Raw genomic sequence first — 15,183 nt, 5'->3', positions numbered from 1 at the left:
CCGCCGGCCGGGCTCAGACGTCCGCGGCGCCGGGGAAACCCAACTGGCGCCAGGCTTCGTAGACGGCCACGGCGACCGTGTTCGACAGGTTCAGGCTGCGGCTGTCCGGGCACATCGGCAGGCGCAGGCGTTGTTCGACGGGGATCGACTCCAGCACATCGCCCGGCAGGCCCGCGGTCTCGCAGCCGAACAGCAGCGCATCGCCGTCGGCGAAGCGGGCGTCGACGTGAGCGACCCGGCCGCGGGTGGTGAAGGCGAACACCCGCGGCGTGCCGATCGCATCAAGGCAGCTGGCCAGGTCGTCGTGCACCGCGACGCTGGCGTACTCGTGGTAGTCCAGCCCGGCGCGGCGCAGCCGGGCATCGTCAAGCTGGAAGCCGAGCGGCCGGATCAGGTGCAGCGCGGCGCCGGTGTTCGCGCACAGGCGAATCACGTTGCCGGTGTTCGGCGGGATCTCGGGGTGGAACAGGATGACGTGCAGCATCCCGCCATTATCGCGTGTCCGGGCAAAGTTTCGTCGAGTGCTCAACCGCCGATCTGCGGGCAGACCACGCCGTCCGGCGGCAGCGCGCAGCTGGTCGGCGCGGCCAGCAGGATGGCGCCGACGCTGCTGTTGGCGGCGAGCTGCACGGAGGCCGGCGTGGTCGTCACCATCGCGCCAAGAATCAGGCCGCAGACCGCCAGGCAGGCGATAAACAGGCCGCGCAACATCAAGGTCTCGAATTTCATGATCATGTCTCCGATGAATGGGTGGAAGTCCCTGCATCCCGGATAGAGCAATCCCCGTGCCAAGCGCTGTGTGCTGTACAAGTTGTTGATTTCGTTGATTCATGACGGCGAATTCGGCGACTGGAAAATTGTCCGCGGACAGCCGTCCGCCCGTTGCCGGACAGCCGGACACCGCGCCGCCAGCACCGGCTCGACCGTGCCGCAAGTCATTTGCGATGGCTGCGTGGCGCCGCTAGCCTGCGGAGACTCATCCGTGAAACAGGAGGTTCACCGTGGCAAAGAAACCACTCGCCCTGCTCATCGCCGGCCTGCTGGCCTTTACCGGCGGCATGCCGCTGGTGCTGGCTACCCCCGATGCCGCTGTCGCGACCGCGGCAACGCAACAGATCCCCGAACTCGCCTACACCCGCTTCACCCTGCCGAACGGCCTGACCGTGGTGGTGCACGAGGATCACAAGGCGCCGGTAGTGGCGGTCAGCGTGTGGTACCACGTCGGTTCGTCGTACGAGCCGAAGGGCAAGACCGGTTTCGCGCACCTGTTCGAGCACCTGATGTTCCAGGGCTCGGAAAACCACAAGGACGAGTTCTTCAAGCCGTTCGAGCTGGCCGGCGCCACCGATCAGAACGGCACCACCTGGCTCGACCGCACCAACTATTTCGAGACGGTGCCGACCAGCGCGCTGGACATGGCGCTGTGGATGGAATCGGACCGCATGGGCCACCTGCTCGGCGCGATCGGCCAAGCCCAGCTCGACGAGCAGCGCGGCGTGGTGCAGAACGAGAAGCGCCAGGGCGAGAACCAGCCGTACGGCCGCGCCAGCGAGCTGATCCAGGCCGAGGCGTTCCCGGCCAACCACCCGTACCACCACGACACCATCGGTTCGATGGACGACTTGAACGCGGCCTCGCTGGGCGACGTCAAGCAGTGGTTCCGCGGCTACTACGGTGCGGCCAACACGGTGGTGGTGCTGGCCGGCGACATCACGCCGGCAGTGGCGAAGGAAAAGATGCTGACGTACTTCGGCGACATCGGCGCCGGTCCGCAGGTGCCGCGACCGCAGCCATGGGTGGCGCCGCGCGACAGCTCGACCCGCGGCACGATGACCGACAACGTGGCGCAGACCCGCATCTATCGCGAGTGGAACGTGCCGGGACGCGGCACCACCGACGAGAACCTGCTGGAACTGGCCGCCGCCGTGTTGGGCGGTAGCAAGACCTCACGGCTGTACCAGCGGCTGGTCTACCAGGACAAGCTGGCCGACGACGTTTCCGTCGAAGTGGAGCAGCACGTGCTGGCCAGCCTGTTCAACCTGCAGGTGGACGTGAAGAAAGGCGCCGACCCGGCCAAGGTCGAAGCGGCGATCGCCGACGAATGGCAAAAATTCCTGAAGGACGGCCCGACCGCCGACGAGCTGGCGCGGGTCAAGACCGAAACCCGTGCCTCGTTCGTGCGCGGGCTGGAAAAGGTCAACACGCAGGCCTCGATCCTGGCCCAGGGCCAGCTGTACCGCAACGATCCGGGCGCCTACCTGAAGGACTTCAAGGAATACATGGCGGCCACGCCGGCGCAGGTCAGCGCGGTGGCAAACCGGTGGATCGCCAGGGGCGACTACACGCTGACCGTGGTGCCGGGCAAGGTCGAGGCAACCGACATGGCGAACGTCGCCGGTCGTGCCGCGGCCAGCGGTGCGCCGGCGCCGGTGCTGTCGGCGAAGGGCGACTACCGCACGGTGAAGAGCGACGTCGACCGCAGCAAGGGCGTGCCCGAGGTCGGCACGTTCCCGGACCTCAGCTTCCCCGCCCTGCAGCGCGGCAAGCTGGACAACGGCGTCGAGGTGATCCTGGCCGAGCGCCACACGGTGCCGGCGGTGCAGATGCAGTTGCTGTTCGATGCAGGCTATGCGGCGGACCAGGGCCGCAAGCTGGGCACCTCCAGCTTCACCATGTCGATGCTGGATGAGGGCAGCAAGAACCTGGATTCGGTCGAGATCGCCAAGCGCAAGCAGCGGCTCGGCGCGATCATCATGTCCGGCTGCGGGCTGGATTACTGCAACGCCTCGCTCAACGCGCTGGATGACCAGCTGAAACCGTCGCTCGACCTGTTCGCCGACATCGTGCGCAACCCGGCGTTCCGCGAAGCCGACATCAGCCGCCTGCGCGGCCAATGGCTGGCCGGCATCGCCCAGGAAAAGAGCCAGCCCACCGGCATTGCGCTGCGCACCCTGCCGCCGCTGCTGTACGGCAAGGGCCACGCCTACGCGATCCCGTTCACCGGCTCGGGCACCGAAGCGTCGATCAAGTCGCTGAGCGCCGCCGACATGCGCGCGTTCATGGGCGACTTCATCCGCCCGGACAACATGCAGATCCTGGTTGCCGGCGACACCACGCTGGACAAGATCATTCCGCAGTTGAACGCGGCATTCGGCCACTGGAAGGCGCCGGCCGGCAAGGTTCCGGCGAAGAACATCGGCAAGGTCGCGCCGCCGGCGCAGGTGCGCGTGTACCTGGTCGACCGCCCCGGCGCGCAGCAGAGCCTGATCCTCGCCGGCAGCCTGGCGCCGTCGACCGAGGCGCCGAACGATCTGGAAATCCAGACCATGAACGGCGCGTTCGGCGGCACCTTCACTTCGCGCCTCAACATGAACCTGCGCGAGGACAAGCACTGGGCCTACGGCGCCTTCAGCTTCCTGCAGAACGCCCAGGGCCAGCGCCCGTTCATGCTGTACGCGCCGGTGCAGACCGACAAGACCGCGCCGTCGGTGGCCGAGATGCTGAAGGAGGCGAAGGGCGTGATCGGCGACCAGCCGCTGACCGCGCAGGAGATCGGCAAGATCAAGGTCGGCGACGTGCGCAGCATGCCCGGCGGCTATCAGACCACTTCGGCGGTGATGGGCGCGCTGCAGGGCATCGCGCTGTACCACCGGCCGGACGACTACGTGCAGACCCTGAAGTCGCGCATCGAGGCGCAGACGGATGCCTCAGTGGAAGCGGCGGCGAAGGAGATCATCCACCCGGACCAGCTGACCTGGGTGATCGTCGGCGATCTGGCGAAGATCGAGGCGCCGATCCGCGCGCTGAACCTCGGCCAGGTGCAGGTGCTCGACGCCGACGGCAAGCCGGCAGCCGGCAAGCCGGCGAAATGAGCCGGCGTGCGGCGCCGGTTTTCACCGGCGTCGCACGTTATGCGTTGGTTGCAGGACGCGCTGGCGTCCTCGCGTTAGGATGGAGGCCGGGCTGGCAACGGCCCGGCCTCTTTCACTCCAAGACACCGCTGCGGAGCTACCCATGCGCAAGACTCTGTTGTTGCTCGTTCCCGTCCTCCTGCTCGGCGCCTGCAGCTGGGGCATCACCTTGGACGACGCGGCAAAAAACGTGCGCACGGCGTGGAGCGGCGACGTGTCCGCCTGCCGCGACCTGGGCAAGGTCACCGTCTCCGTGATGGAGCGGGTCGGTCCGGTCGACCGCAACGACATCAAGGTGCGCGACGAACTGGAAGTGCTGGCCCGCAACGAGGCCGCCAAGATGCACGCCGACACCATCAAGCCGCTGGCCGAACCGGCCGATGGCTCGCAGCCGTGGGGCGCGTACCAGTGCGGCAGCCACACGCCGGCAGCGTCGGCGCCGCCGTCCCGTTCGGGTTCCGCACCGGGCGATGCGCAGACGTTCCCGATCCAGGGCCACTGACACCGTCAGGGTTCAGCCCACCTCGATCCAGCCGCGCGCCCGTGCGATCCGCAGCGAGGTGCCAAACGCGCTGCTGAGCGCCTGCAGGCGGGTGAGGATGCGCTGCGCATCTTCATCCGTGGCGATTCGCGGACGGCCGCGGGTCTCGTTCTGGCGCGTGGCGTCGTCGCCCCGCTCGTTGAGCACGACCGGCACCAGTTCGAGCTGGCGCAATCGTCCGTCGCGGTAGTGCAGGTGCGCGATGGCGCTTTCCCAGACCTCCGGAGGGTAATGCCCGGGCGCGGTGCGCGAATGGAAGATCAGGCTGCCGAGGCAATAGAAGATCGGCGCGTCGCGGTGCAGCTCGATTCCATGCAGCAGCGGTGCGCCGTGCGCGAAGAACGCGCTGGCGCCTGCGTCGATGCAGGATCTGGCGAAGCGGCGGGTCCATTCGCGGGTCACGCGCATGTCGTCGCCCCAGTCATGGTTGTGCAGGCAGGCGACGACGCGGGCCGAACCGGCGGCATCGCGAATCGCTGCATGGATGCGCTCGACGTCCCCGTTTTCCGGTTGGCCATGCGCGACGAATCGCAGTTCGTTGATGCCGGGCAGGGTGGCGGTGGCCGCGGCGCCGTCGCGGATCTTGCCGGCGGCCATGGCGATCAGGGCCACCGGTTGCCCGGCGGTGGCGAAGCGCGTCGCGCGGCAGGCGTCGGCAAGGTTGCGGCCGCTGCCGGCAGCATGAAAACCGGCTTCATGTGTTGCCTGCAGTGTCGCCAGTATGCCGTCGCGGCCGAAATCGCCGGCATGGTTGTTGGCCAGCGCGAGCATGTCGAAACCGAGCGTGCGCAGGCAGCGCAACTCGTCGATGCCTGCCTCGTGCAGGAATACGCCCTCGCGGGTCGGAGCCCCGGATGCGCGGGTGCGGATCGCTGTCTCCAGGTCGGTCATGGCGACGTCGCCGCGGCGGATTTCCGCGATGACGGCGGCGAGCCCGGGGTAGGCGTCGGCGCACAGGTCGTGGGCAATCAGGGCCTGCCCGGTCAGAGTCAGGGTCTGCACCGGCGAGAGGCGTTTCGCTCCGCACAGCAACAGCACTGGCACGGCTGCCAGCCCGGCCATGAGCCGACGACGCTGATGATTGCAGGACTCGGTCATGGTGCCCCCGTGATGGCAAGGAAACGGTACCGGACGAACGCCAGGCCTGCGCATGCCTGCCGTGGCGATGTCATGGTTGCGTGGGGTATTCGCCACGTTGTTAGTGCCTAGCAACACATGCCGGGCAGGCCGGACGCAAGCGTATTCACCAGCACGGGAAACTCATATCAAAAACGCATGGATGCATTACATGAGCCGATAAGATTGCATAAGTTACCCACGCATGAATTACTCGGAATCATGCCCGCGATGGGCTTGCAAACAAGTTGATGCCGATTCCTTGGGAGGGGTGATGAACGAGATGACGAATAATGGGCCGACGCGGCGTGGCATGCGCCGGAGTTTGATGATGATGGCGATTGCCGGGGCGCTGGGCGCGGGTGGCGTCATGCTGCCCGTCAGCGCGCAGGAAGCGAACGCCAGTGCCGCCGATTCCGGCAGTGAGGCGAAGACGCTGGAAGCGGTCAGCGTGGTCGGCTCGCGCATCCGCCGCAAGGACGAGACCGCGGCGAGCCCGGTGTTCACGATGGAACGCAGCGAGATCGAATCGACCGGAGTGGTCTCGGTCGGCGAGCTGTTGCAGGAGCTGCCGTCGGTCGGCTCCAGCTTCAACTCGACGGGCTCCGGCGGTACCAGCCATGGCTCCAGTTCGCTGAATCTGCGCAACCTGGGCGCCAACCGCTCACTGGTGCTGGTCAACGGGCGGCGCTGGGTGAACGGCGCGGGTACCCGCGGTTTCCGCGACTTCGTCGACCTCAACACGATCCCGCTGGCCGCGGTCGAACGGGTCGAGGTGCTGCTGGACGGCGCCACGGCCATCTACGGCGCCGATGCGATTGCCGGCGTGGTCAACATCATTACCTACAGCAGCTTCGACGGGCTCAAGCTCAGTTCCTATGTCGGCACCACCGACAAGGGTGACGGCTTCACCCACAACGAGGATTTCCTGTGGGGCAAGTCGGGGGACTGGGGTTCGGCGCTGGTATCGGCAACGGTTGCGTCGAGCAAGGAGATTCTTGCCGGCGACCGCGACTTCTCGAACACGCCGCTGCAGGGGTTGAGCCGCAACACGCCGGCGGGCCGCTTCAAGAACAGCACGGCGGTGGGCAGCTTCGGCACCAAGGCGTTCGTGCGCGACGGCAGCGGCGGCTATCGCCTGGACGTGCCGGCCACCGACGTCTACAACGAGACGCCCGACACGACCCTGATCGGGCCGCTGGATCGCGCCGGCCTTTACGGCCAGTTGCGCTTCCATCTCGGCGACTCCGTCACCTTCGTGACCGAGGGCCTGTACAACACCCGCGAGTCGAGCCAGCGCTTCCCGGCAGCCACCCCGCGCATCCGCGGCGGCGATGGCATGACGATTCCGGCCGACCACCCGTACAACCCGTTCGGGGTGCCGTTCCAGGGCAGCGGCACCAGTTTTGAAGTGGTGCGGGCGATCACCGAGCTGGGTCCGCGCATCAACACGCAGAACGTGAACACGATGCGTCTGGCCGCGGGTTTCGAAGGAGACTTCACCAACGGCTGGTCGTGGAACAGCTTCTATACCTACGCGCAGAACAAGGCGAAGTGGACCTCGGCCAACCAGATCGACCTGGACAAGGTGGCGCTGGCGCTGGGCCCGAACGATCGCTGCGTGGCCAACGGCTGCGTGCCGCTGAACATTTTCGGCGCGATCACCCCGGACATGGCCAACTACATCCGCGCCAATGGCGTGGACCGCAACGGCACCAAGCAGCATGACTTCACCGCCAACCTCACCGGCGACCTGTTCGCGTTGCCGGCCGGCATGCTGGCGTTCGCGGCGGGTGTCGAGTACCGCAAGGAATCCGGCTTCGACGAGCCGAGTGCGTATTTCAACCAGACGCCGGAATTCATCAGCTACAGCCGCAAGACCACTTCGGCGCCGCGCCTGCCGACGAGCGGCTCCTACGATCTGAAGGAGGCCTACGTCGAGTTCAACGTGCCGCTGCTGGCGGACCTGCCGCTGGTGAAGCAACTGGAGCTGTCCGCGGCCACGCGCCACTCGCGCTACAGCACGTTCGGCGGCACCACCAACAGCAAGCTCGGCCTGGTCTGGCGCCCATGGGACGACCTGATGGTGCGCAGCACCTGGGCGCAGGGCTTCCGCGCTCCCTCGATCAACGAGCTCTATGCAGGCCTGCGCCAGACCAACCTGCCGGCCATCGATCCGTGCAACGGTGGCGGTGCCGGCAAGCCCGGCTGCGTCGGGGTGCCTGCCAGCTACGACCAGAGCAATTATTCGGGCGGCTCGATCCTCTCGACCGTGGGCGGCAACCCCGACCTGCAGCCGGAGACCTCGGTCAACCGCAGCACCGGTTTCATCTACACGCCCGGCTTCGCCAAGGGCCTGACCTGGTCGGTGGACTGGTACGACATCGACCTGAAAGAAGCGATCTCCAGCTTCGGTTCGCAGAACCTGCTCAACCTGTGCGCCAGTACCGGCCAACGCTGCAACCTGGTCACGCGCGACAGCAGCGGCGAGATCGTCAACCTCATCGACGGCCCGATCAACCTGAACCGGATCAAGGCCCGCGGCGTCGATACGACCTTGCGCTACCAGTTGCCGAAGATGGCCGTGGGCAACTTCGACCTGATGTTCAACGCCGCCTATCTCAGTGCGTTCGACCGCTACGACACCTTGCCCAACGGGCAGGTGCGGGTGGCGACGCGGGCCGGCAAGTCGGACATCGCGCGCGAGAGTTTCCCGCGCTGGAAGGCCAACACCAGCCTCGACTGGTCGCTCGGCCTGTGGTCGGCGAACTGGAGCATGCACTACATCGGCAACACCGACGAGGGCCCGGCGCCGGGGTACGGCCGGATCCCGGTGCAGCTCACGCATGACGTGTGGGGCGCGTATACCCTGCGGTCACAGCCGGTGACGTTCACCGTGGGTGTGCAGAACCTGTTCGACAAGGAGCCGCCGTTGTCCTATGTCAATGGCGGCGACCTGAACTTCGACATGAGTACCTACAACCCGCGTGGCCGCTTCATTTACGTGAAGGCGGCAATCAACCTCTGAGGCAAGCGCCGGCGGCGTCCGTGCGATACGGGCGACCGCCGGTGCCGTGAGGCTTCGTCAAACACATGGAAACTCCCGGCATGGCCAAGAGCCCCGTCACTGGCGACAAACCCGCAGGCCGTCCCCGCCGCGCGATCGATGTGCATCCGGTGCTGATGCTGCTGTCCGTGTTGCTGCTGTGTGCGATGCTGACCTATGTGTTGGACTCGGGCGCGTTCCAGCGCGTCGATGGACGGGTGGTGCCGGGAACGTACATGGTGGTCGAGAAGTCCCGCGACTGGCTGCACCTGCTCGGTCTGGGCGGCGCCAGCGAACTGGCCCGGCCGGCCGGCCTGGTCACGGTGCTGCAGTCGATTCCGCTGGGCCTGGTTCGCAACGCGCCGCTGATCTTCATGGTGATGTTCGTCGGCGGCATGTTCGGCGTGTTCAAGCAGACCGGCGCGCTGGACGCCGGACTGGACCAGCTGGTGCACCGCTCGCGCGGCAACATCTACCTGCTGGCGCCGGTGCTGATGTGCGCACTGGCGGCGGGCAGCTCGTTCCTCGGCTTGATTTCAGAATACCTGGTGGTGTTGCCGGTGCTGCTGTCGATGGCCGAGCGGCTGCGGCTCAATGGGCTGTACGCGGTGGCCATGCTGCTGATCGCGGCCAAGATCGGCTACATCGCCTCGGTCAGCAACCCGGTGGTGCTGCCGATCGCGCAAGGCATCGTGCAGGTGCCGATCTTCAGCGGCTTCGGCATGCGCCTGGCGGTGCTGGGAATCTTCCTGCCGATCGGCGTTGCCTACCTGCTGTACCGCATCCGCCGCAGCGGCTTCGTCAAGGCGGATTTCGCGGCCGATGCACGGTCCCTGTCCGGACGCCACATGGGCGTGCTGTTGCTGCTGGGCCTGGCGATCGTGCTGATGGTCTACGCCGGACGCACCTGGAACTGGCACTACAACGAACTCAGCGCGTTCTATCTGGCGGTCACCGCGGTGCTTGCCGTGGTCGGCGGCTTGGGCGCGCGTGCCAGCGCGGACGCCTTCATCGACGGCATCAAGGGCATGATCCTGCCCTCGCTGCTGATCGGCCTGGCCGGCGCCATCCACGTGCTGCTGCAGCAGGCGCAAATCCTCGACACGGTGGTCAACGGGATGGCCGGACTGATCCACGAGCAGTCGTCGTGGATTGCGTCGCTGGCCATCATGTTCACCGAAGCGGGGCTGGATGTGCTGATTCCCTCGACCTCGGCCAAGGCCGCGATCAGCATTCCGATCCTGTGGCCGATCGGGCAGCTGTCGGGTCTGCACGGCAACTCGGTGGTGCTGGCCTACCTGTTCGGCAACGGCCTGATGGCGATGGTCAGCCCCACCTCCGGGCTGATGCTGGCGATGCTGGCGATGGCGAAGGTGCCCTACGGCCAGTGGGTGCGTTTCATGTTGCCACTGACCCTGGTGCTGACCGCAGTGGCGATGGTGTTTTTGTTGGTCGCCACGCGGATCGGTTATTGAGCATGGCGATCGGCAGCGGCATGAAGCACGCACTTGCGAGTGGCGTTGACGGCGTGGCGGCGGGTCTGGGCGAAGGCCCGTACGCAGTAAGCCTCAACCCGGATGTGATGGTGGCAATGCGCGATGGCGTGCAACTGGCCGTCGATCTGTATGTGCCGGTGGCGGCTGAAGGTTCCGTCGCAACGCGTTGGCCGTGTCTGCTGGAGCGCACGCCGTACGACAAGTCCGGCACGGCGCAGTCGGACGTCGTGGCGGGGCAGCCGCTGCCGCTGTCGAAACCGCAGATCGCGCGCTGGTTCGCCAGCCACGGTTTCGTGGTGGCGATGCAGGATTGCCGCGGCCGCTACCGTTCGCAGGGCGTGTTCACCAAGTACACCAACGAGGCCGATGACGGCTACGACACGCTGGCGTGGCTGGCGACGCAGCCGTGGAGCAACGGTCGCGTGCTGACCCAGGGGCTGTCGTATTGCGCGCACGTGCAGACCGCGCTGGGCAGCCTTGCGCCAGCGGCGCTGACCGCGCAGTTCGTCGATTCCGGCGGGTTCTCCAACGCCTATCAGGGCGGCATTCGCCAGGGCGGTGCGTTCGAGCTCAAGCAGGCGACCTGGGCGTACAAGCATGCGCTGCTCAGCCCGCGCACGCAGCAGGACCCGGTGCGCAAGGCGGCACTGCAGGCGCAGGACATCCGCGCCTGGTTCCGGCGTATGCCGTGGGCGCGCGGCGACTCGCCGGTCAGCGCCGCGCCGGAGTACGAGGACTATCTGTTCGAGCAGTGGGAACACGGCGATTTCGGTCCCTACTGGCAGCAGGTGGAGTTATGCGGCGAGCGGCATTACGACGGCTATGCCGACGTGCCGATGGTGCACATGTCCAGCTGGTACGACCCGTACGTGCGCACCGCCACCGACAACTACCTGGGCCTGTCGCAGCGCAAGCGCGGGCCGGTGCATCTGGTGATGGGGCCGTGGACCCACGGCCGCCGCTCGCAGCCGTTTGCCGGCGACGTCGATTTCGGCGCGGCGGCCACGCTGGACGCGGCCTTCGGCGGCTCGTTCTACGAACTGCGCCGGGCCTGGTACGACTACGTGCTGGGACGCAGCACCGACAACCCGTTCGCGCGCGGCCGCGTGTCGATCTTCCTGATGGGCGGCGGCAGCGGCCGGCGCAATGCCGAGGGCCGGCTGCAGCACGGCGGGCGCTGGCTGCATGCCGACGACTGGCCGCTGCCCGGCACCGCCACGCGGGCCTGGCACCTGCATGCCGACGGCCGGCTCGATCCGGCGCCGTCATCCGCGCCGTCCGCCGCGCTGGATTACGTCTACGACCCGGCCAACCCGGTGCCGACCATCGGCGGCACCATCACCTCGGCCGAGGCGATCATGCCGCCGGGCGCGTTCGACCAGCGCGACGATGCGCGTTTCTTCGGCTGCGAAGGCAGCGGCCGCGACATCGGCGAACGCGACGACGTGCTGTGTTTCCGCAGCGCGCCGCTGGCGCAGGATGTCGAGATTGCCGGCAGCATTCGCGCGCGGCTGTTCGTATCGTCCGATTGCGTGGACACGGACATCACGATCAAGCTGATCGACGAGTATCCGCCCAGCGCGGACTACCCGCAGGGTTTCGCCATGAATCTCAGCGACGGCATCCTGCGCCTGCGCTACCGGGATTCGTGGGAGCAGCCGCGCCTGCTGGTGCCGGGGGAAGTGGTCGAAGTCGAGGTCGAGGCCTTCGCCACCGCCAACCGGTTCAGGCAGGGGCACCGGATCCGGCTGGACGTGTCCAGCAGCAACTATCCGCATTTCGATCTCAACCCGAACACCGGTGCCGCGCCGGGTCGCTGGTGCGAGGCGCGGGCGGCACACAACCGCGTGCACATGGATCGCGCGCATCCGTCGCAATTGTTGTTGCCGGTGTTGCCGCTGCGCGACGATGGATAACCGGCCTCCGGTGTGATCGTGTACGTTCACAGGCAGCCGATTCGCCGCCGCCAGGTGCCGCCAGCCATGAAACTCGACAATATCAAGACGCTGGAAGCCTTCCGCGAGATCATCCAGCTCGGTTCGGTGACTGCGGCGGCGCGCAGCCTGGGTTTCAGCCAGCCGGCGGTCAGCCGGCTGCTGGCGCAGTTCGAAGCCGAGCTGGGTTTCAAGCTGTTCCATCGCAGCAAGGGCCGGCTGCTGCCGACCTCGCAGGCGCTTATCCTGTTCGAGGAGGTGGATCTGGCCCTGCAGGGCGTCGAGCGGATCAACGTGCTGGCCAAGGACATCCGCCAGACCAATGCCGGGCAACTGCGCGTGGTGGCGCCGCCGAGTTTCGCCGAAGGGCCGCTGGTGAAACTGGTCGCCACCTTTCTGACGCTGCATCCGAAGATCCATATCAACATCGATTCGCGCACCCGGCCGACCGTGATGAACCTGGTCGCCACGCGCACCGCCGATTGCGGTTTCGGCAAGCTGCCACTGGATCACCCCGGGATCCGCCTGCGGCCGTTGATCAGCAGCCCCACGGTCTGCGTGTTGCCGCCTTCGCATCCGCTGTCGGCGGGCAAACGCGCGATCGGCGCCAAGGAGCTGGCCGGCGAACCGCTCATTCTGGTCGGCCATCGCGGTGGCGACACCCGCATGCGGATCGGTCGGGCGTTCCAGCAGGCCGGGGTGCATCCGAATGTGCGGCTGGAGACCCACAACGTCGGCGCGGCCTGTGCGCTGGCAGCCGAGGGCGTCGGCATCGCCATCGTCAACGAGCTGCTGTCGCGCCGCTCGCTGTGGACCGGCGTGTGCATCCGTCGTTTCGCGCCGGCGATCGAGCAGGAGTACGTGTTCATGTCGTCGGCCAATGTGCGCGAGACGCCGTTGACCGAAGCGTTCTATCTGCATTGCCGCGCGGCGTTGTCGGGGCGGACGCGGTCGAAGCCGCGCGAGCCACGCCCGGCATGATGCCGTGGCCGCGATCGGCTCCAGCCGAGAGTGCCGACCCGGATGATCCTATCCGCCGCTGGCCGACGCGTGGCCGCAAGTGGCGGCGGTAGGCGTGCCGCGCGTGGTTTGCGATGATGCGCGTTGTTGTCTGCCGATGTCGCCATGAACAAGTTGATCACCGCACCGGGCCGCCTCGCGCGCCGCATGCTGCCGTTCCGGCGCAAGCCGGAGGTGCACGCCGACCTGCCGTTCTTCGCGGTGCCGGCCGACGCCATCGCCGTGCTGCCCGATCCGGCCGCGTTCCGGCAGACGCTGCTGCGCCTGATCGCGCAGGCCAGCCGGCGCATCGTGATCGTGACGCTGTACCTGCAGGACGACGACGGCGGCCGCGAAGTGCTCGATGCGCTGTACGCGGCGAAGGCGCGGCAGCCGGGGTTGCAGGTGTCGGTGTTCGTCGACTGGCATCGCGCCCGGCGCGGCCTGATCGGCAAGCAGAAGAGCGAAGGCAATGCGGGCATGTACCGCGAGTACGCCGCGCGGCTCGGTGCGGGCGTCGACATCCACGGCGTGCCGGTGCAGAACCGCGAGCTGTTTGGTGTGCTGCACCTGAAGGGCTTCGTGATCGACGACGCCGTGCTGTACAGCGGCGCCAGCCTCAACGACGTCTACCTGGTGCGGCACGGGCGCTACCGGCTCGACCGCTACCACCTGCTGCAGCATCGCGGCCTGGCCGACGCGATGGCGGGCTTCGTGCAGCGGCACTTCGCCGGCAGCGAAGCGGTGCGCCGGCTTGGCGAAGGCGAGCTCCCGCCGACGAAAGCCTTGCAGCCGGCGATCCGCGAGTTCCGCCACGATCTGCAGCGCGCCGCGTACGAGGTTCCGTGCGACACGCTGGATGCCGGCGAGGTGGCGGTGACGCCGCTGCCCGGCTTCGGCCGCAGCGACAACACGCTCAACGAGGCCTTGCTGGCGCTGCTGCGCGGCACGCGCCAGCGGGTGATCCTGCTGACGCCGTATTTCAACCTGCCGCGGCCGGTGCGCATCGTGCTGGGCCAGCTGCTGCGGCGCGGCTGCAGCATCGACATCATGGTCGGCGACAAGACCGCGAACGATTTTTATATCCCGCCGGGGCAGCCGTTCAAGGCCATCGGCCTGCTGCCGTACCTGTACGAGAACAACCTGCGCCGCTTCGCGCGGGCGCACCGCCGGCAGGTCGACAGCGGCCAGCTCAACCTGCACCTGTGGCGCGACGGCGACAACAGCTATCACCTGAAAGGCCTGTTCATCGACGACGACGTGGCCGTGCTGACCGGCAACAACCTCAACCCGCGCGCGTGGTCGCTGGATCTGGAAAACGGCCTGGTCCTGCGCGACCCCGCGCGCCTGCTGCAGGCGAAGCACGCGGCGGAATGGGCGGCCTTGCGCCGGCACGCCACGCGGCTGGCCGATTACCGCGCGCTGGAAAGCCCGCGGCGCTACCCGGCCGAAGTTCGCCGGCTGCTGCGACGATTGAACCGCACGCGGCTGGACCGGCTGGTCAACCGTTTGCTGTGACGTTCAGCCCGCCGCGAGCCGGTTGAGCCGCATGCCCAGCCAGTTCGCCACGTTCGGCCATTCGTCGGCGAGGATGCTGAAGCAGACGGTGTTGCGCAGGCTGCCGTCGGTGCGACGCCGGTGGGCGCGCAACACGCCTTCGCGCTGCGCGCCGAGGCGCTCGATCGCACGTTGCGAATCCTCGTTCCGTTCGTCGGTGTGAAAGGCCACCGCCACGCAGCCCAGTGTCTCGAACGCGTGCTCCAGCAGCAGGCGCTTGCAGGCGGTGTTGAGGTGGGTCTTCTGCCAGCGTTTCGCGTACCAGGTGTAGCCGATGGCGAGGCGCGGCAGCGCGGGATCAATCTCGTAATAGCGGGTGCTGCCGACGATCTCGCCGCTGCTGGCCTCGCGCACGGCGAACGGCAGCATCAGGCCGTCGGCCTGACCCTGCAGCGCTTTTTCGACGTAGTCGCGCGCCTGTCCCGGCGGCGGCACACTGGTGACCGTGAGGTTCCACAGCTCGCCGTCGGCGGCGGCGGCTTCCAGTGCCGGCACGTGGTCCAGGCTCAATGGTTCCAGCACGACGTAGTCGTCCTGCAGGCGGATCGGGGCGAACGGGTTCATGGGCAGTCCGGCGTGGCGT

General features: G+C 67.4%; 11 protein-coding genes. 7 read left to right on the top strand and 4 right to left on the bottom strand.

What is annotated here, in order from left to right; all coding sequences use genetic code 11:
* Nucleotides 1-13 precede the first annotated feature (13 nt).
* Together trmL and ASG75_RS09435 are read right to left on the bottom strand one after the other, a co-directional pair.
* Nucleotides 14-484, bottom strand: a complete 471-nt coding sequence (gene trmL / locus ASG75_RS09440; protein ID WP_056388254.1) for a tRNA (uridine(34)/cytosine(34)/5-carboxymethylaminomethyluridine(34)-2'-O)-methyltransferase TrmL — start codon at nt 482-484, stop codon at nt 14-16.
* Between the two features lie 41 nt (nt 485-525).
* Entirely contained in the window at nt 526-729 is a 204-nt protein-coding gene (locus ASG75_RS09435) for a hypothetical protein (protein ID WP_056389245.1), read from the bottom strand.
* Nucleotides 730-1,001: 272 nt separating this feature from the next.
* On the opposite strand from ASG75_RS09435, the gene ASG75_RS09430 reads away from it, so the two are divergent.
* Nucleotides 1,002-3,872, top strand: a complete 2,871-nt coding sequence (locus ASG75_RS09430) for a pitrilysin family protein (protein WP_056388252.1) — start codon at nt 1,002-1,004, stop codon at nt 3,870-3,872.
* Nucleotides 3,873-4,014: 142 nt separating this feature from the next.
* Nucleotides 4,015-4,413 (top strand): DUF4156 domain-containing protein, encoded by a 399-nt coding sequence (locus tag ASG75_RS09425; protein WP_056388249.1) that lies wholly within the window; start codon nt 4,015-4,017, stop codon nt 4,411-4,413.
* A 12-nt stretch (nt 4,414-4,425) separates the two neighbouring features.
* Here the strand turns inward: ASG75_RS09425 and ASG75_RS09420 are convergent, their stop codons facing one another.
* Complete coding sequence (locus tag ASG75_RS09420) at nt 4,426-5,496, bottom strand: CapA family protein (RefSeq protein WP_162253099.1); 1,071 nt, start codon at nt 5,494-5,496, stop codon at nt 4,426-4,428.
* A gap of 400 nt (nt 5,497-5,896) precedes the next feature.
* Between ASG75_RS09420 and ASG75_RS09415 the strand changes: the two genes are divergently transcribed.
* The 5 genes from ASG75_RS09415 to pssA all read left to right on the top strand — a co-directional run bounded on the left by ASG75_RS09415 (nt 5,897) and on the right by pssA (nt 14,561).
* Nucleotides 5,897-8,596, top strand: a complete 2,700-nt coding sequence (locus tag ASG75_RS09415; protein ID WP_056388244.1) for a TonB-dependent receptor — start codon at nt 5,897-5,899, stop codon at nt 8,594-8,596.
* An 80-nt stretch (nt 8,597-8,676) separates the two neighbouring features.
* Nucleotides 8,677-10,089 (top strand): YfcC family protein, encoded by a 1,413-nt coding sequence (locus ASG75_RS09410; RefSeq protein WP_056388242.1) that lies wholly within the window; start codon nt 8,677-8,679, stop codon nt 10,087-10,089.
* Between the two features lie 20 nt (nt 10,090-10,109).
* Complete coding sequence (locus ASG75_RS09405) at nt 10,110-12,026, top strand: CocE/NonD family hydrolase (protein WP_082547584.1); 1,917 nt, start codon at nt 10,110-10,112, stop codon at nt 12,024-12,026.
* Nucleotides 12,027-12,092: 66 nt separating this feature from the next.
* The gene (locus ASG75_RS09400) at nt 12,093-13,025 is read left to right on the top strand and encodes a LysR family transcriptional regulator (RefSeq protein ID WP_056388240.1); all 933 of its coding nucleotides are present in this window, start codon (nt 12,093-12,095) and stop codon (nt 13,023-13,025) included.
* Between the two features lie 144 nt (nt 13,026-13,169).
* Complete coding sequence (gene pssA, locus ASG75_RS09395; RefSeq protein ID WP_056388236.1) at nt 13,170-14,561, top strand: CDP-diacylglycerol--serine O-phosphatidyltransferase; 1,392 nt, start codon at nt 13,170-13,172, stop codon at nt 14,559-14,561.
* A 3-nt stretch (nt 14,562-14,564) separates the two neighbouring features.
* On the opposite strand, the gene ASG75_RS09390 is transcribed toward pssA, so the two are convergent.
* Nucleotides 14,565-15,164: a GNAT family N-acetyltransferase gene (locus tag ASG75_RS09390; RefSeq protein WP_056388234.1), complete on the bottom strand. Its 600-nt coding sequence runs from the start codon at nt 15,162-15,164 to the stop codon at nt 14,565-14,567.
* Nucleotides 15,165-15,183 lie beyond the last annotated feature (19 nt).

This window comes from Rhodanobacter sp. Soil772, from assembly GCF_001428385.1.
Classification (GTDB): Bacteria; Pseudomonadota; Gammaproteobacteria; order Xanthomonadales; family Rhodanobacteraceae; genus Rhodanobacter.
The sequence above is the reverse complement of the archived record's forward strand: the minus strand, read 5'-3'. Positions and strand labels throughout refer to the sequence as shown.